Raw genomic sequence first — 17142 nt, 5'->3', positions numbered from 1 at the left:
GGGCTGGTGCAGCGAACGCTGCACGGTCCCCCGTTCCAGCCGGATCGAGGAGGATGGAGCCGGATGGAAACGGGAGGCTATGTCCGTTGTTTCGGCATCGTCGCAGGTGAGAGGCGTCACGCTTATGGGTTCGAGTCCCACCCGCCCCACCGTAGAGCCGTAACGGTTCACCTGTTTGACCAGGAACAACAGGTAGGCCCCCGCAGGAGCGGGGGCCTTTTTTGTTGCTCCAAGATCGTCTGCTCGTCCGATGCTCGCCCGAAGTGCCGGAGCGGCTTTGTGGGGGGAGCAGCTGGCGCGGCTCGTACGGGTGCTCGATGCGCGGGAACGGTCGAGCAAGCGCACCCAGAGGCTCACGACGGCCACGGCCGCACCGTCTGCCCGTCCCGCCTCAAGGTCACCGACCCCATGCCCGACGGCTGGCAGCCCGCCTGCCTCTGTGCCGCAGCACCCTCACCACCGACAAGCACCGGCTGCAACGACGTCCTTCCGCACGGACCAAGCCCGACGATCAGGCTTGTCCATGCCCTCGCCCGGCAGTTGTCCGCGGTGGTCGGCGAGCTGCCGGTGTGCAGCGAGGAGTTCCGCAGGCTGTGGGCCCGCCACCACATGGCTCTGCGCATCGGCGGTCAGACCTTGCTCGATCACGCCCGGGCCGGAGAGACGGAGCTGGACCACGAGAAGCTCGCCATCGCCGGAACCGACGGACAGGTCCGGGTCGATTCCTTGCCGCCCCGCGCGGCAGCCCGACCCCGCCGGCGCACCTCACCCGAGGTGACGCGGTGGCAGCCCCCCATCCGTGCGACGATCCGGCCATCACCCCTGGCGCCCCTTGGCTCCGGCGCCACCGGCCCTACAGACTGTGTCCGACCGGTTCCTTCTCGTAGTGGCGCCTGGAGTGGTGTGATGGCTGCGCAGACCGTTGTTCACAAGGGCAGGACGCTGGCATGGGAAGGGTTCTGTACAGGTCCGGAGCTGTTGTCGCACGCGGAGCTGGACGGGCTGTCCCGACGGTTGTTGGGCATCGGCCTCGCCGCCGCCGAGGTCGCCGCCGAGAAGGAGCTGCGTCCCTCCGGTGTGCCGCGCGGGGCCGTGCCGGCGATCGTGCTGGGGACCGCCTCCACCCTCAAGGGCTGCTTCGAGGCGGACGTGGCCAAGCTCGCGCGGGGGGCTTCGCCCGACGACTTCCCCGCTTACAGTGAGGCCCGATCCGTCTACCTGGCCGCGCCCGGCGACCTGGTGGTCGGGCGCGGCGAGGCGTGGCGGCAGGCGGTGGCCGCCTCCGAAGCGGTGCCGGTGGAGGTCGACGAACCGCGCTACTACTACCTCACACATGCCCTGCTCACCCTCGCGGCCTCCGAGCCCTCCGAGCGCCCGGCCCCGCCCCTGGCGCTGCTGATCCGGCAGCTGAGGGACGTACCGGCGACAGTGGTGCGCCTGTTCGCGATGGACGCCGAGGCTCGACTGCTGCTGCTCTGGCTCAAGCGTGCCGCGGGGCTGGACGTCCTGGGCGTGGACGCGAACGGCCCGGAGGTCGCCGAGGGGTGGAACCGCAAGACCACCCTCTATCCCACCCCTGAGGCGGCCCGCACCCTCGGTGGCCCCGTCTCACCGGGCGAACCCGGTGCCCTCCTCGACGCCGAGTTCGCACTGACGCCGTTCCACGCCGAGTTCGGCGTGGTCCTGCCGAGGCTGCCCGGGTACTCGATCTCCCGGGCGGGCGCCGACGAGAAGTCGATGTCCCGTCAGGTGCGGGAGGCCGCGGGGCTGCTGGTGGAGCGGTACGGGCTGGAGCTGGGCTGCTTCAAGCCCGCCGAGGCGCTGACCGGAGACCGGATCAGGACGGCGGTACCGCTGGCGGACGCCGACACCCTGGACGCCTTGGCCCGGCAGGCGATGGAGTCGGCGGAGGACTACGTCCTGGAGGCCCACACGCACTACCTGCGCCACCGGGTCCCCGGCTACGAGTTCATCCTCGCGCCCTCCGTGCACGTGGCGGCCGGCGGACTGGCCGAGGGCGGAACGGTGCAGATCACCCGGGGCAGCGTGTGGGAGGGCAGTGTCTACGTGGACGAGGGCACCTGCGCGCGCTTCGGTATCACCCCCGAACAGTTCCGCACCGCGCGCGAGGGCATGGCAGGACTGTACGAGGCGTTCCGGGGGGCGGGCCGCGACCTCGGTTTCGTCAAGGGCGGTGTCGACTTCGCGATCGCCCGGCTGGGCGGCCGGTTCGGATCGACCCCGGTGGTCGCCATGCAGGATCTCAATCTCTCCTCGAACGGCGCGGAGTACGTACGGGCGCTGCTGGCCGAGGCCCGGGAGCGGGCCGGACGCCGGGACGGGGTGTACGCGTCCACGAAGGTGGTGCGCCCGGCCGCCGACACCGATCTGAAGCGGTTGGAGGACGGCGTGCAACGCCGGAGTTCCCTCGGGTGGGCGCGGGCGATCACCGCGGTACCCGGGCGCTGGGGCCTGATCGGAGTGGCGAGCTCCTGCCCGCGCGAGGCCGCCGTCGAGGTGCTGGAGCTCGAAGAGCGCCTCCACCGGGAAGGCATGCTCCGCACCAGCCTGCGCGACGAATCGGTCCTGGGCGAAGGTGAGCCCGTCTTCCCGGGCTGAAAGTGACGCCGGTGACGGGCACGCGCCCCATGGGCCGGCGGGCCCGCGCTGCCGGCGTACGGACCGTAGCCGTCGTGTCGGCCCTCATGCCCTCCTCGCGGGGGACGCCGGGGTGCCGGGCCGGTTCAGCCGGTCCCGGCCGATGAGGTCTCGCAGGACCTCGCTGGGACCGGCGGCGATGGTGGCGGCGCGGGCGTCGCGATGGGCCCGGGCCGCCGAGGACTCCTCCATATAGCCGTGCGAGCCCTGCAACTGCAGGGCTGCGTCGGCAACCCGGCAGGCGAGCTCCGTGGCACGCAGCTTGGCCATGGAGCACTCCACTGCGGGCAGGCCGCCCTGCTCGTACAACCAGGCGGTGTGGTGGACGAGTTGACGCGTCGCGGCCAGGTCGGTGCTGAGGTCCGCGATCCGGTGCACCAGCGCCTGACGCCCGGCGAGGACGCTGCCGGCCACGGAACGCTCCCGGAGGAAGGCGCACAGGTCCTCCAGAGCCCGTTCCGCACCGCCCACGGCCAGCACGGCCGCCACCAGGCGCTCCAGTTGCAGCCCGCGCATCAGGTAGTAGAAGCCGTGGTCGAGCCGGCCGACGACGCGATCGGCGGGGACGTGGACCGAGTGGAAGGTGAGGGCGGCGGTACCGGCCGAGCGCCAGCCGAGGGTGCGCTGCCGGACCCGGGTGATTCCGGGCAGGTCGGTGTCGACCACCAGCAGGGAGAGCCCGGTGGCCCCGCGCGGGCCCTGGCCGGCCGGGCCGGTCCGCACGGCGACGACCAGGAAGTCGGCGGTCATGCCGTTGCTGACCATCGACTTGACGCCGTCGACCACGAACCGGTCGCCCACCCGCTCGGCGGTGACGGACAGCCCGGAGAGGTCGGCGCCCGCCCCGGGCTCGGTGATGGCCAGTGCCGAGACCCGGTCCCCGCGCACGGCCGGTGCCAGATGGGTCCGGACCAGCTCGGGCCCGCCGAACCGGGCGAGGTAGTGGGTGGCCATGTAGGCGTGCACCGAGACGGCCGCCCGCAGCCCGCCGAAGCCGGTGCGGCCGAGTTCCTCCAGGAAGACCACGGAGGTGAACAGGTCACGCGCGCCGCCATCGGCTTCCTTCGGGTGCGCCAGGCCCAGCCAGCCGCGCCGCCCCAGGCTCTTCCACAATTCCGGGGGCACACTTCCCGTCTCGTCCCAGCGGGCCGCGTGCGGGACCACCTCGGCGTCGAGGAAGGCCCGGACCTCAGCGCGGAAGGCTTCGTGTTCGAGGGTGAAATAGGGTGATTTCACGATGGGTGGCTCCTCCGTGGCGTGCCGAGGCACAGGGCGAGCTCGTCGTTGAGCAGTCCGAGGAACTCGGGGGCGCGTTCGTAGGGGAAGAAGTGTCCGCCCCCGACCTGCCTCCGCCGGAACCCGTGCGGGGCCAGGGACTGCCAGGCGGACACCGCGGCGGGCGGCGCCACCGCGTCGTCCAGGCCGGCGAAGACGGTGGCGGGCACCGGCAGGACGTCGGCGGCGCCGGCGGGCCGGGACCAGGTCTCGGCGAGCCGGATGTCGGCGCGGAGCGAGGGCTCCAGCAGGGCCATCAGCCGAGGGGCCGCGATCACCGCCCCCGGGGTGCCGGCCAGTCGGCCGAGCTCGGCACGGAACCGCTCGGTCGGCAGATCGTGGATGGCCGGCAGCGCGCGGGGCACATGGGGCGCCCGGCAGCCCGACAGCAGCACGCGCACGGGTGGGCGGGCCAGGCCGCGCACGACGGCCTCGTAGACCAGCATCGCGCCCATGCTGTGTCCGAACAGCAGGTAGGGGCCGGTGATCCACCGCTCCAGGGCGAGGGAGAACTCCTGCGCCAGGGCCGGCCAGTCCGACGGCACGGGATCGCGCAGCCGGCTCTCCCGTCCGGGCAGCCGCACGGCCACCGGCTCGATCTCGGGGGGCAGCAGGTCGGCCCACGGCCCGAAGGCGGCGGTTCCGGCGCCCGCGTGCGGCACGCAGACCAGGGTCAGGGCGGCCGCCGGGCGGGGCGCGAGGCGGTGGAACCAGCGCCCCGCCGGGTCCTGAGGAGGGCGCTCGGCCCGGATGTTCATCACGTCCTCCTGTGAGGTGCCGCAGGTCGGCGGGCGGGTGGCGCCGTGCGGTGCCGGTGTCCCGGCCGCACGGCGCTCAGGGACGCGGCGCTTCCTCGGCCGGCCGGCCGCTTCCCAGGGCGGCGGCCAGCCCCGCGAATGTGCCGTCGGTGAAGATCAGATCCGGGGTGAGGGCGTCCGGGCCCAGCTCGTCCTCCACCCGGGCCAGCAGCCGGACCGCGGTCAGCGAGTCGCCGCCGAGTTCGAAGAAGTCGGCGCCCGAGCGTAGGGCGTCCGCACCGAACAGGTCGGTCCAGGCGCGCGCGAGGACGGCGACCCTCTCGGGTGCGACGGCCGCCGGGGCCGGTGATGCGGGCGCGGCCGGTGCGGGGGCCCCAGGAGCGGGGCCGAGGTGGGGGACGGCCGTCCAGCGCCCCGGCGGTGGGGCCGACGGCAGTGCGCGGGCGAGGAGTTCGCGCAGTTCCCCCTCCAGCCGGCGCAGGGTGGGGACGCCGTCGAAGACGGGGGCGGGAGGGGCGCCGACGCCGGCCCGGGGGCGCCGGGCGTACACATTGTGACAAGGGGTCAACGCCAGTCGGGGATCCTGGTCATGCGTGACGTCGAACCCCCGGTCCCGCAGCGTTCCCAGGACTTCCTGCAGGCGCCCCTCGATGTCGTGGACCTCCACCACGACCTGCTCCACGCGCTCCCAGGTCTCCTCGTCGAGTCCCGCCAGGACCTCGGACTCGGCCTTCTCCACGTCGATCTTCAGCAGGTCCACGCGGGTGAGGCCGTGGTCGCGGATCACGTTGCCGAGGGTGGTGACGGGAACCCGGCGCGGGCGTGCGGCCAGCCGGTCGCCGACGAGCCGGTCCAGGGAACGCGACCGGCCGTCCCCGCCCGGGTCCTCGCCCGCGCTCTCCGCCCCCGGGTCGTCACCGGTCAGCAGGTAGCCGCGCAGCACCTCCGCGTCCTGCGCCGCGTCCGCGTACCGCCCGGACATCACGCTGTTGTGCGGATAGAACGTGAACGAGGTCTCGCCCTGCTCCCGCCCGAGCGCGGTCGGCAGCACCGTGACGTCCAGCCCGTGGAGCTCGGCGTTGAGGCGTACGGCGGCGGCGAGTTCGGCCACCGGTTCGACGGCGATGACCCGGGCGCCGGGCGCCGCGAGCCCGGCACGGAGGGAGAACATGCCGATGTTCGCCCCCACGTCGAGCACGACCGGTGCCCGGGGCAGGGTGATGCCGTGCCGGAAGTAGGCGCCCTCGACGAAGATCTCCCGATACAGGAAGTCGGTCTCGCCCCGGTTGAGACCGGCCACCCGGATCGTGTCGGCGGGCTCGTGCCAGGCGAGGCCGCCGAGCCGGTCCGCCGCTTCGAGGACGACGGACCGGCTCAGAGTCCGGGCCGTCTCCCGGTCCGGAACGATCCGGGCGTGGCCGCCGGGGGTCCCCGGCTCGTCGACGATCACGACCTCGGCCACGGCGGGATGCCGGGCGAGGACCTCGGCGGCCGGTGTCGAGCGGCCGGTCCCGGCCGCGCTGTGGACGTTCATGTGTCCTTCCGGGGGTGGTCGGTCACGGAGCGCAGGAACTCCTCCGCCAGGGTGACGAGATGGGGCCGCGCGTCGAAGGCGCCGAGGTGGTCCCCGGTCGGCAGGACGCGCAGCTCGGCGGCCGGCAGGTGCCGTGCGACGTGGACGGAGCCGGCCGGGTGCGCGGTGGTGTCCTGGTCGCTGGTGACGACGAGGGCCGGTTGGTGCGCGGTGAGCAGTTTCCGGCAGTCGGTGGTCATCAGCGTCCCGTTCAACTGCCCGTACCGGTAGAGGAGTTCTGCGGTGGCGTAGGGGTGGACGAGGTAATGGGCGAGATCGGGGCGCAGCCCGTCCAGGGTGGAGGGGCGACTGAGTATCCGGTGCAGCCCGGCTGCCTGCTTCGGGCCCCGGGCGGCCATGGCGAGCAGGGACTCCATGTCCCGCTGATGGGTGGTCTTGGGCGCCGCGTCGCCGAGTTCCCAGTCGCCGTGCCACAGGCTCAGTGAGTCGATCCGCTCGGATCGGGCGGCGGCGGCCAGCGCGACCACCACGCCCCCGCACAGGCCGAGTGCGTGCGCCCTGGCGATGCCGAACCCGTCGAGAACGGCGAGGAGGTCCTCGCTCTGGGCCTCGACGGAGTGGTCGACCGGGCCGCCGGGCCCGGCTCCCTCACCGGTGGCGAACAGCCCCCGGCTCTCCCAGGTGACCACGCGGTACCGAGTGGAGAGTGCCGCGAGCCAGTTCACCGTCAGTCCGACGGGCATCCCGCAGGCACCGACCACGGCTACGGCCGGAGCGTCCGGGGGGCCGGCGGCCCAGCACCGCAGGGGTGTGCCGTCCCGCGCGGTCAGCACCAGGGGCGGGCCGGGGAAGGCTGTGCGCGCCCGGTGCGCGGTCTCGGCCACGGCCCGGTCGTCGAGCTCCGGTACGACCGCGTTCCCGGCAGCCGCCGTGTCTCCGGGGCGACCAGCGCCTTCCGTGTTGCCCACGGCCAGCCGGCGGCCGACCGCGAGCTCCGGCGCGGTCAGCCCCTCCGAGGTCGCCACGAGCTCCGGTCCGGGAAGTCCGAGCGCGCGGGACAGGCGATCGAGCAGGCTCTGGAACGCGGGGAGCCGGGCGGCGCTCACCGGTGAGGTGGGCGCGACCCGCAGCCGCCCGGTGCCGGCGCGGAGGACGGAGCCCGTGTCCAGCAGGGCACGGGCGAGTGTGTCCCCCGGGGACGCGCCGGGGGCGACGCCCGTCCGTGTCGCGGGCGACGTCACGCCCGGACCGGGGGCCTGGTGGTGAAGGGATGGTCGCGGGTGGTGCGTTCGGCGATGCGGTTGTGGCCGTGCTCGTCGTCGCCGCTGACCAAGACGGCCCCGTAGCGGTCGAGGCCGACCCTGCCGCCGTACTCCTCGATCGCGACGGTGTCGGGATAGACGCGCACGGAGGTGGGCACATAGCGGGAGGCGAAGCCCATGCGCATGTCCTTGGTGCTCCCCTCGTGCGGGTGCGAGGCGTGCATCAGGGTGGACCAGAAGACGATGAACTGCCCCGGACGCATCTCCATCGAGACCGCTTGCGACTCGTCCGGCTTCCAGTCGGGGTCGATCTGGAGTTCCCGGTAGTCGTATCCGAAGAAGCCGCGCCGGACGCCGTCCTTGTCGACGGAGGTGTTGCTGTCCGGGGAGTAGTGCATCCGCTTGGTCTCGTCGTAGTGCATCGTGCGATGGGTGCCGGGGATGAACTGGAGGGCGCCCATCTTCGCGCTCGCCTCGGTGAAGGCGGACCAGACGGTGATGGTGCCGCCGAAGTCGGACCCTCCGGGCCACTGGATCTGCGGGGTTCCGGAAGCGTTGGCGAAGGTGTCCGCCTGGTGCCAGTCGGTTCCCTCGTCCCCGGGGTACTTGGGGAAGAACTCGGTGCGCCAGCAGAGCACGTCGGGGCCGAGGACGGATGCCACGCGGTGGACGATCTCGGGCCGGGTGACGTGGTCGGCGAGGAAGGCGTGGTCGAGATGGCGGTCGTAGTTGGAGATGTTGGTCGCCCCCGACACGGCGGCGTCGTCGCTGTAGACGGCGGCACTGCGGTCCAGGAGCTCCCGGCGGGTGCGCGACCAGATCGCGTTGATCTCGTCCGGCTCGTAGAGGGTGAAGGGGCCCGCGTAGCCGTCGCGGTGGAAGGCCGCCAGTTCCTCGGGGCTGAGCGAGAAGTCCGGGCCGGGCGCGCGGTCGGGACGTGCGGACATGCGTCCTCCAGGGAGTGGGCTGCCGGTACGTTGCGGGACGGGGGTTCGGGTCAACGGGGCGGGGGAGAGACGGCCCCCGCCGCCTCGACCTTCTGCGCGAGCTCGGCGACGCTGGCCGCCTCGATCAGCACGGTGATGTCCAGATCCGTGCCGAACTCCGCGTTGACGCGCTCGAACATGCGCAACAACGACAGCGAGGTGCCGCCGAGATCGAAGAAGTCCGTGTTCAGGCCCACTCGGGGCACCTCCAGCACGGCCTGCCAGATCAGCCCGATCCGCCGCTCGGTCTCGGTGAGCACCGCCGGGATCTCGTCCGGCTCGGCGACGGGCGCGCTCGTCCCCCCGGGGGTCGGCGCGGGCAGGCGGGCCCTGTCCACCTTCCCGTTGGGGGTGAGCGGCAACTCGGTCCGGACGAGGTAGGCGGAGGGCCGCATGTGCTCGGGCAGGAGGCCGGCGGCCAGCTCTCCCAGGCGAGGGGCGAGTGCGGACGGTTCGCCGGCGGAGACGACGTGGGCGATCAGGCGCATGTCGTCCTCGCCGTAGCTGTGGGCGAGGACCACCGCCGCCGAGACCTCCGGGGCACGGAGCAGCACCGCCTCCACCTCCCCGGGCTCGACACGATAGCCCCGGATCTTCACCTGGTCGTCGGTGCGGCCGAGGTAGACGTGGTCGCCGTCGGGCATGGCCAGCACGCGGTCACCCGTCCGGTAGGCACGGCAGACGCCCCCCGCCGGGTCCGCAAGCTCGATGAAACGTTCCTTCGTCAGCTCCGGGCGGCCCAGGTACCCCCTGGCCAGACCGGCGCCCGACAGATACAGCTCCCCGGCCACGCCTTCGGCGACCGGACCGCCGTCCTCGTCGAGCACGTGGAAGACCAGGTCCGGCAACGGGACGCCGATCGGACTCACTCCCGGGGCGTCGAGGTCGGCGGTGGTGATCAGTCGGTGGGAGGCGTGCACGGTGGCCTCGGTGATGCCGTACATGTTGACCAGACGGGGGCGCGCGTCACCGTGGCGGGCCATCCACCCCCGCAGTCGGCCGACATCGAGCCGTTCCCCGCCGAACACCACCGTGCGCAGCGCGGTCAACGGGCGCTCGGCCCCGTCGTCGGCGGCGGCCAGCCGGGCGAAGGCCGAAGCGGTCTGACTGAGAACGGTCACCCCCTGGGCCCGCAGCAGCTCGTGCAGGGCGCGGGGCGAACGGGCCACCGGCTTCGGCACGATGACGAGCCTGCCGCCGAAGAGCAGCGCGCCCCAGAACTCCCAGACCGAGAAATCGAAGGCGACGGAGTGGAACAGCGCCCAGACGTCGTGCTCGTCGAAGCCGAACAGCGGGTGGGTCACGTCGAAGAGACGGACGACGTGGCGGTGTTCGACCGCGACCCCCTTGGGCAGGCCCGTGGAGCCGGAGGTGTGGATGACGTAGGCCAGGTCCTCCGGGCGCGGCAGGCCTTCGCGCACGGCGGGCACCCCCGCCTCGGCGTCCTCCCCGACCGGCACGGTGAGGACGTCCGACCCCGCGAGCAGGTCCGCGAACCCGGGCACGGTCACGACGTGCGAGGCGCCCGTGTCCTCCAGGGTCCAGGTGATGCGCTCGCCCGGGTGGTCCGGGTCCAGAGGGACGTACGCCGCGCCGGCCTTGAGGACACCGAGCAGGCCGATGGCCAATTCGACGCCGCGCGGGAGGAGGAGGGCCACGGGCGCCTCGCCCGTGGCTCCTGATTCCCGCAGGCGCCGTGCGACCGCGTTCGCCCGGCGGTCCAGTTCCCGGTAGCGGAGCTCTTGATCACCTGCCGTGACGGCGACCCGGTGCGGGAAGCGGTTCGCGACCTCTTCGAACAGCGTGATGAGCGTGCGTTCCCCTGACTCCACTCTGTTTCCCTCCTGCTGGACGCCATGGTGCGGGGCACTTGCGTTCTCGGGACGCCGACGGGCGCCGAGGAATCGACAATTCCTGGGCGGGTTCGGGCGAAAGAAACATCGGAACAGTCGATCTTCGGGTCGGCCTGAGGCACGAATCGTCATGTTCGTTCGGTTGATCCGTCCGGGCAACCCCACCGCACCTCCGGCACCCCTGGCCCCGCACCTCCCCGGATCACCGGCCCACACCGTCGGCACGCTCGTGACCTGGGAGATGTCCGCCACGAGCGACACGCTTGGCTTTCCTGTCGGTGTGGGGGAATTCCGGTCATTCGGGCGGGTGGTAACCCCTGCCGGACCCGCCGCGGAATACATTCCTCCCATGGCGTGCGGAATCGGCCGCTGGCTGCGACGACATGAGAAGTGCGAGGCGGGGCGGGCCTTCCGGTCGACCCCGGGTCCGGAACGCACAAGGCGCCGATTCCAGCCGTAAGTTCCCTCATTCCCGGGACTCGTCCCCACTCCACTGATCCGGGGAATCCCGGGACTTCGTAAACACGTCACCGATTCGGGGAATCCCGGGACTTCGTAAACCTGTCACCGGCCGGCCGTGGCGCACCGCGGCGCGTCCGCTGCAGCAGCGGTCGAGCGCGGTGAGAGCCCGCCCGGCGAGACTCCGCACATGAACCGGATGAAGCCCGAGCGGCTGGAGCGGAAGAACCCCACGTCGAGACCGGCCCGGCGGGCCGCAGCCTGTGCGGCCGCCGTCGGTCTGCTGTCCCCGCTCGCGGTCCAGACCGCGCAGGCGTCCCCGCGGTACGCCGTCCCGGTCGGGAGCTGGCAGGCGCAGGTGACGCGCGAGGGCGCGGCCTACGAGGTGCAGCTGTCCTTCCGGCCGGACCGGACGGTGTGCCTGGTGTCCCCGGCCGGCGCCAGTGAAGGCGGCTGGAGCAGGGCGGGGGCCGGCACCTTCGCCTACCGCATACGGGAGACGTGGCACGACGAGGGCGGCGCCGTGACGGGCTGGGTGGACATCGCCCAGGACGCGACGCAGAAGGGGGCGTCCTTCACCAGCGCCGGAGTCTCGACCGTCCACCGCCCGGACGGGTCCGTCGACAGCAGCGTCCCGGTGAGGATCAGCGCGGTACGGACGGGCCCGCCGGACCCGGCCGCCTGCGCGTGACCGGTGCGGGGCCCGCCCGGACGGCGGGTCCCGCACCGTACGCGGTCGCTACCATCCCCTGTGACCGAAACGGCCGAAGAACCTGTACCCCGCACGCGCATACTCGCCGACCTGACGCCCCTGCGGACCTCGCCCGACTACCGGCGGCTCTGGTTCGGCAACACCGTCTCCTGGATCGGGCAGGGCATGACGGCGCTGGCCGTCTCGCTGCAGGTCTACGACATCACCGGGTCCGCGTTCTCGGTCGGGCTGATCGGTCTCTGCTCGTTCGTACCGCTGGTGCTGCTCGGGCTGTACAGCGGGGCCGTCGCGGACACCGTCGACCGGCGCAAGCTGGGCCTCTTCAGCGCGGCGGGATCGTTCGTGCTCTCCGTGGGGCTGGCCGCCGTCACCTTCGCCGGTGTGGAGGACGTGCGGCTCCTGTACGCGGTCGTCGCGCTCCAGGCCGTCTGCTTCGCCCTCAACTCCCCGGCCCGCAGCTCGATGATCGCCCGGCTGCTGCCGCCCGGACAACTGCCCGCGGCCAACGCGCTGAACGCCATGACCTCCACGACGGGTGCCCTCGTCGGCCCGATGATCGGCGGCCTCATCGTGGGCTGGTGGGGCTACCGGGCCGCGTACACCGTCGATGCCGTCACCTTCACCGCCTCGCTGTACGCGATGTGGCGGCTGCCCTCGATGCTCCCCGACCGCGCGGCGGGCGGGAAGGGCGCCGAGCGGGCGTCCGTCGCGGACGGGCTGCGCTTCCTGGGCACCCGGCCCAATCTGCGCATGACCTTCTTCAGCGACCTGTGCGCCATGGTGCTCGCCCACCCCCGCGCCCTGTTCCCGGTGATCGCCGTGGTGTGGTTCGGCGGCGATGCCAGGACCACCGGACTGCTGGTCGCCGCCCCGGCACTCGGGGCGCTCCTCGGCAGCGTCTTCTCCGGATGGCTGGGACGGATCCGGCGGCACGGGCTCGCGGTGCTGATCGCCGTGGCCTGCTGGGGCGGTGCGATCGCCGTGTTCGGGCTGACCCGGCAGCTCTGGCCCGGCCTGGCCCTGCTGGCGCTCGCCGGATGCGCCGACTCCATCTCGATGGTCTTCCGCAACACCATGCTGCAGGCGGCGGTGCCCGACGAGATGCGGGGGCGGCTGCAGGGCGTGTTCATCGTCGTCGTGGCGGGTGGCCCACGGCTCGGCGACCTCGTCGCGGGCTCCGTCGCCGACCTGACCTCCCCGGCCGTGGCCGTGACCGGCGGCGGCATCGCGTGCGTGCTGCTGGTGTGCCTGCTGGGGCTGCGGTGGCGCGGTTTCGCCCGGTACGACGCGCGGGCCCCGCAGCCCTAGCCACTGCCCTGATCCCCGGTCAGGACGGACCGGGGATCAGGGCCGGCGGGGGACGGTACGGACCGGGGAGCGGTACCGACCGGGATCAGGGCGGACCGGGCAGCGGGGCCGGGCCCACGACCGAGCGGGCGACCCCCAGCTCCACCAGGTCCTGCGGGCGGATGCGGAGCTGATCGGCGGTGGCCCGTACGTCCTCGGGGCCGCGCTTCAGGATGGCCGCCGCCAACTCCGGTGCGATCACGGAGAAGTAGCTGTCCGCGGTGACATGCGTGCGGTCGGGCGAGGCGAGGGCCAGCGCGCCCCCCGACCCGCCCTCGCCGATGACCAGGGTCGTCACCGGCACCCGGGCGGCGGCGATCGCCGCGAAGGTGTCGGCGATGGCCGCCCCCGCGCCCGCCCGCTCCGCCTCCGCGTCGTTGGCGGCGCCGGGGGTGTCGATGAGCGTCAGCACCGGCAGGCCGAGCCGGTCAGCGAGCCGGATCACGCGGGCCGCCGTGCGGTAGCCGGCCGGGCGGGTGGCGGTGCCGCACTGGGCGACGTACACCACCGGCTGTCCGCCGTGCAGCCCCGCCCCGCAGAGCATCCCGGGATCGGTGCCGCCGCACCGGTCGCCGTTCAGGGGCAGCCGGAAGTCGAAGTACGCGTCCAGGTACGCCCCGGCCCGCGGCCGCTCCGCCGCGCGGGCCTGCCGCACCGCGTCCCAGCCGGTCTCCGGCAGGGCCGTGTCCGACAGTGCGGCCGGGACGGGCGCCGCCGCCGGTCCGGCCGCCGTGAGCACGGTCAGCCACCGGCCCAGCGTCCCGGCCAGCTCCCCGGGCGGCACGACCGCGTCGACGTGCCCCGCCGCCAGCTGCCCCTCGGCCGAGTACGCGTACGGATCCGCGTCGGCGGGCCGTACCCGGGACCCGGCGAACCCGATCTGGGCCCCTGGCAGCGCCAGCACCACGTCGGCGCCGGCACCCACGGTCGCCCAGCCGCCACCGGTCGTCGGATCCCGCAGCACCGCGATCTGCGGCAGCCCCGCCGCGCGCAGCCCCGCCGAGGCGCGGGCCACCCGCTGGAGCTGTATCAGCGCGATCATGCCCTCCTGCATCCGGCTGCCCCCGGTCGCGACGAGTGAGACGAGCGGGAGGCGCCGCTCACCGGCGAGCGCGTACGCGGCCTCCAGCCGGTCCCCGGTGCGCCCGCCGAGCGAGCCGCCCAGGAAGCCGAATTCGAAGGAGACCAGGACACAGGGGAGGCCCTCGACGGTGGCGACCCCGTAGAGGACGGACTCCTCCTCGCCGGTCCGGGCCGCGGCGCGGGCCCGGGAGTCGTCGTAACCGCTCCAGCCGAGCGGGCCGTCCGTCCGTACGGGGTGCCCGGGCGGGCGGTGCTCGGTGAAGCTGCCCGTGAGGGCGGCGACGGCCTCCCGAGCCGACACACGGCCGCCGCCGTGCGCGCTAGACACCGAGCGACCTCTTCATGATCTTGCCCAGCTCGTTGCGGGGCAGGACGTCGAGATAGCGCACGACGCGCGGCCGCTTGTGGGGGGCCAGCCGGTCCGCCACATGGTCCGCCAGCTCCCGCTCGCCCGGCGGCGACGCCGGGTCGGCGGGCACCACCCACGCGACGATCCGCTCGCCGAGATCGGCATCCGGCTCACCGGTCACGGCGGCCTCGCGCACCCCCGGGTGGTCCAGCAGCGCGTTCTCGATCTCACCCGCGCCGATCTTGTAACCGCCGCTCTTGATCAGGTCGGTGGCCTTGCGGCCGACGATCCGCACATAGCCGTCGGCGTCGATCGTGGCCATGTCGCCCGTCCGGAACCAGCCGTCCCCGGTGAAGGCCGCGGCCGTCGCGTCGGGGCGGTTCAGATAGCCGGTGAAGAGGTTCGGGCCGCGCACCTGGATCTCGCCGATGGACGCGGTGTCGTCGAGCACGCTGCCGTCCTCCTCGACGAGCCGAAGCTCCACGCCGGACAGCGGCGGGCCGACCGTCCCCGCGCGCGGTGCGCCGTCGGCCCGCACGCCCGTGTTCATCAGGGTCTCCGTCATCCCGTACCGCTCGATGACCCGGCGGCCCGTGGCCGCCGCGATCCGCTCGTGGTCGTGGACCGGCAGCGCCGCCGAGCCGGAGACCAGCAGCCGGGCGCCCGCCAGGGCCTTCGTGAGGCTCCCGGAGACGGCCGGATCGGCCAGTGCCCCGGCCAGCCGGTGGTACATCGTGGGGACGCCGAACAGCATCGTGCCCCCGGCGAGCAGCTCCCGGGCCACCCCCTCGACGCTGAACCGGCCGAGGTGGCGCACCGAACCGCCCCTGCGCAGCGGGCCGAGGACGCCCAGGATCAGCCCGTGCACGTGGAACAGGGGCAGGGCGTGCACGAGGACGTCGTCACCGGTCCACTGCCAGGCGTCCTCCAGCGCGTCCAGCGAGGCGGCGACCGCCCGGCGGGGGAGCACCGCGCCCTTCGGCGGACCCGTCGTGCCGGAGGTGTACACGATCAGCGCGGGGGACTCGGGGGGCGGCTCGGGCGGGGGAGCGTAGGAGGAGACCGCCGCCGTGTCGACGTCGATCCGTTCCAGGGCGTCCAGCGCGGCGGGCAGTTCGTCGCCCGCCCCGGCCAGCACCACCGAGGGCGTGCTGTCGGCCAGGATGTGCGCCAGCTCGTGCCCGCCGGTCCGCGGATTGAGCGGTACGGCGGGTACGCCCGCCCGCAGGGCCGCCACCACCGCGACCACCGTCCGGGGGGTGGACGTGGCCCAGACGGCGACCCGCCCCGCGCCCGCGATCCGGTGCGCGAGGGAGGCGGACGCACCGGCCAGCTGTGCGTAGGTCAGGACGTGGTCGCCGAACCGGACGGCTTCCCGGGAGGCCGTGGTGCCGGACGTCTCGTGCAGCGCAGGCAGAAGAGGGATCACGGTGCGAGCCTAGGGCCAACGGGCTCCGGCGCCGGAGGAATGCGGCTGGAGATGACCGCACACCGAGGGGCGGACGGGGGCGCGGGCCGGTCCGCCCCCTCCCCGGTCCGCTCTGCTCAGTCCGACGGCCGCAGGGTCCGCATCCGCCCGTACGCGTACACGCAGCCGGCCAGCGCCAGGTCGGACAGCAGCATGAAGCCGATCGAGTACGAGCCCTTCGCGCTGTGGATCGCGCCCATGACCAGCGGCGGTACGAAGCCGCCGAGGCCGCCCATCGCACCGACGATGCCCGTCACACTGCCCACCTGCGCCTGCGGTGTGACCTGCGAGACCAGGGCGAAGACGCTGCCGCTCGCGGTGCCGAGCCCCGCCGCCATGCAGAGCAGCGCGACCGTGCCGACCGGATAGAGGCCGGGGTCGAAGGCCTGGACGATCGCCATGAGCGCCGCGGCCAGCAGCGCCCCCGCCGTGACCAGGGCCGGGTGGATCCGGTCCGAGAGCCAGCCGCCGAACGGCCGGAAGAGGACCGTCACCAGTGCGAACCCGGCCGCCTTCGTGCCCGCCTCGGTCGGCGACATCTCGTACCAGGTCTTCAGGTACGTCGGCAGGTACACGCCGAAGGCGACGATGCCGCCGAACCCGATCGCGTACAGCGCCGACAGCTCCCAGGTGACCCGCAGCCGGCCCGCCTGCCCCAGCCGGTGGGCCAGCGTGTCCGTCGGCACCCGCCGGTCCGGGCGGTCGGTGATCAGGACGGCGGCCAGCAGCGAATACACCACGAGCGCCCCGGCGACGATCAGGAACGGCAGGTTCTCGCCGTGCTCCGCGATGCGGGGCGTGAAGTACCCGGACAGGGCGACGCCGCCCATGCCCATCCCGAACACCCCGAGGGCGAGCCCCCGCTTGGCCGGCGGGAACCACGAATTGACGAGCGGGATACCGATCGCGAACGTCGTACCGCCCAGCCCGAGCAGGAAGCCGACGGCGAGCATCGCCCCGTAGGAGTCCTTCGCCGGGATCAGCAGCAGCACGGGGACGACCGTCAGCGCCGACACCGCGGGGAACATCGCACGGGCACCGAACCTGTCGGTCAGCGCGCCCACCGGGATACGGCCCAGCGAACCGACGAGCACGGGCACCGCGACGAGGAACGACTGCCGGAACGAGCCGAGTCCCAGCCGCTCTTTGTAGTCCCCGGACATCGGGGCGATCAGGTTCCACGCCCAGAAGGTCAGGGTGAAGCCGACCGTGGCCACGATCAGGTTCCGGTACGCGGCGGCCTGCTGCTCGCGGTCCGGGGCGGGGGCCTGCTCGGCGGCTGTGTCCACAGGCCAAGTCAACGGTCACCGGCCGGACGGAGCCCGCCGGACTGGGCCATTCGGGGAGGCCCCCTCCGACAGACGCGCCTAGGGCGAGGGGCGCCCCCTGGCCCCGACC

The 17142-nt window shown here is 73.4% G+C and carries 12 protein-coding genes and 1 pseudogene; 4 read left to right on the top strand and 9 right to left on the bottom strand.

Annotated elements, in window-relative coordinates:
• Positions 1-63: 63 nt before the first annotated feature.
• Together OG927_RS35980 and OG927_RS10200 are read left to right on the top strand one after the other, a co-directional pair.
• Positions 64-732: pseudogene (locus tag OG927_RS35980) on the top strand (MmyB family transcriptional regulator); the annotation flags it as partial.
• Positions 733-906: 174 nt separating this feature from the next.
• Positions 907-2619 carry a hypothetical protein gene (locus OG927_RS10200; protein WP_330320024.1) on the top strand — a complete coding sequence of 571 codons (1713 nt, stop codon included), beginning with the start codon at positions 907-909 and terminating at the stop codon, positions 2617-2619.
• A gap of 84 nt (positions 2620-2703) precedes the next feature.
• Here the strand turns inward: OG927_RS10200 and OG927_RS10195 are convergent, their stop codons facing one another.
• The 6 genes from OG927_RS10195 to OG927_RS10170 form a co-directional block, all read right to left on the bottom strand.
• On the bottom strand, positions 2704-3894 hold the full coding sequence (locus OG927_RS10195; RefSeq protein ID WP_330320023.1) for an acyl-CoA dehydrogenase family protein: 1191 nt from the start codon (positions 3892-3894) through the stop codon (positions 2704-2706).
• Positions 3891-4691 (bottom strand): thioesterase II family protein, encoded by an 801-nt coding sequence (locus OG927_RS10190; protein ID WP_124282458.1) that lies wholly within the window; start codon positions 4689-4691, stop codon positions 3891-3893. Before OG927_RS10190 ends, OG927_RS10195 begins: the two co-directional genes overlap by 4 nt.
• A 76-nt stretch (positions 4692-4767) precedes the next feature.
• Positions 4768-6225: an FkbM family methyltransferase gene (locus tag OG927_RS10185; protein ID WP_330320022.1), complete on the bottom strand. Its 1458-nt coding sequence runs from the start codon at positions 6223-6225 to the stop codon at positions 4768-4770.
• Positions 6222-7466, bottom strand: a complete 1245-nt coding sequence (locus OG927_RS10180) for an alpha/beta fold hydrolase (RefSeq protein WP_330320021.1) — start codon at positions 7464-7466, stop codon at positions 6222-6224. The genes OG927_RS10185 and OG927_RS10180 overlap by 4 nt, the downstream gene beginning before the upstream one ends.
• On the bottom strand, positions 7463-8434 hold the full coding sequence (locus OG927_RS10175; protein ID WP_209470575.1) for a chlorinating enzyme: 972 nt from the start codon (positions 8432-8434) through the stop codon (positions 7463-7465). Before OG927_RS10175 ends, OG927_RS10180 begins: the two co-directional genes overlap by 4 nt.
• A 50-nt stretch (positions 8435-8484) precedes the next feature.
• Positions 8485-10305, bottom strand: coding sequence for an amino acid adenylation domain-containing protein (locus OG927_RS10170; protein ID WP_330320020.1), 1821 nt, complete (start codon positions 10303-10305; stop codon positions 8485-8487).
• Between the two features lie 670 nt (positions 10306-10975).
• Between OG927_RS10170 and OG927_RS10165 the strand changes: the two genes are divergently transcribed.
• On the top strand, positions 10976-11476 hold the full coding sequence (locus OG927_RS10165) for a hypothetical protein (RefSeq protein WP_124282462.1): 501 nt from the start codon (positions 10976-10978) through the stop codon (positions 11474-11476).
• A 60-nt stretch (positions 11477-11536) separates the two neighbouring features.
• On the top strand, positions 11537-12805 hold the full coding sequence (locus OG927_RS10160) for an MFS transporter (RefSeq protein WP_330320019.1): 1269 nt from the start codon (positions 11537-11539) through the stop codon (positions 12803-12805).
• A gap of 85 nt (positions 12806-12890) precedes the next feature.
• On the opposite strand, the gene OG927_RS10155 is transcribed toward OG927_RS10160, so the two are convergent.
• From OG927_RS10155 to OG927_RS10145, 3 genes are all read right to left on the bottom strand, one after another.
• Complete coding sequence (locus OG927_RS10155; protein ID WP_330321310.1) at positions 12891-14228, bottom strand: carboxyl transferase domain-containing protein; 1338 nt, start codon at positions 14226-14228, stop codon at positions 12891-12893.
• Between the two features lie 19 nt (positions 14229-14247).
• Positions 14248-15705, bottom strand: coding sequence for an acyl-CoA synthetase (locus OG927_RS10150; protein WP_330320018.1), 1458 nt, complete (start codon positions 15703-15705; stop codon positions 14248-14250).
• Positions 15706-15821: 116 nt separating this feature from the next.
• Positions 15822-17033 (bottom strand): MFS transporter, encoded by a 1212-nt coding sequence (locus OG927_RS10145; protein WP_330320017.1) that lies wholly within the window; start codon positions 17031-17033, stop codon positions 15822-15824.
• Positions 17034-17142 lie beyond the last annotated feature (109 nt).

The organism is Streptomyces clavifer, from assembly GCF_036345975.1.
Taxonomy (GTDB): domain Bacteria; phylum Actinomycetota; class Actinomycetes; order Streptomycetales; family Streptomycetaceae; genus Streptomyces; species Streptomyces clavifer.
Note: the sequence above shows the minus strand (reverse complement) of the source record. Positions and strands in the feature narration are given on the sequence as shown.

Coding starts and splice junctions, on each gene's coding strand:
- OG927_RS10200 (WP_330320024.1), top strand. CDS start 907: ATGGCTGCGCAGACCGTTGTTCACAAGGGCAGGACGCTGGCATGGGAA.
- OG927_RS10190 (WP_124282458.1), bottom strand. CDS start 4,691: ATGAACATCCGGGCCGAGCGCCCTCCTCAGGACCCGGCGGGGCGCTGG.
- OG927_RS10185 (WP_330320022.1), bottom strand. CDS start 6,225: ATGAACGTCCACAGCGCGGCCGGGACCGGCCGCTCGACACCGGCCGCC.
- OG927_RS10175 (WP_209470575.1), bottom strand. CDS start 8,434: ATGTCCGCACGTCCCGACCGCGCGCCCGGCCCGGACTTCTCGCTCAGC.
- OG927_RS10165 (WP_124282462.1), top strand. CDS start 10,976: ATGAACCGGATGAAGCCCGAGCGGCTGGAGCGGAAGAACCCCACGTCG.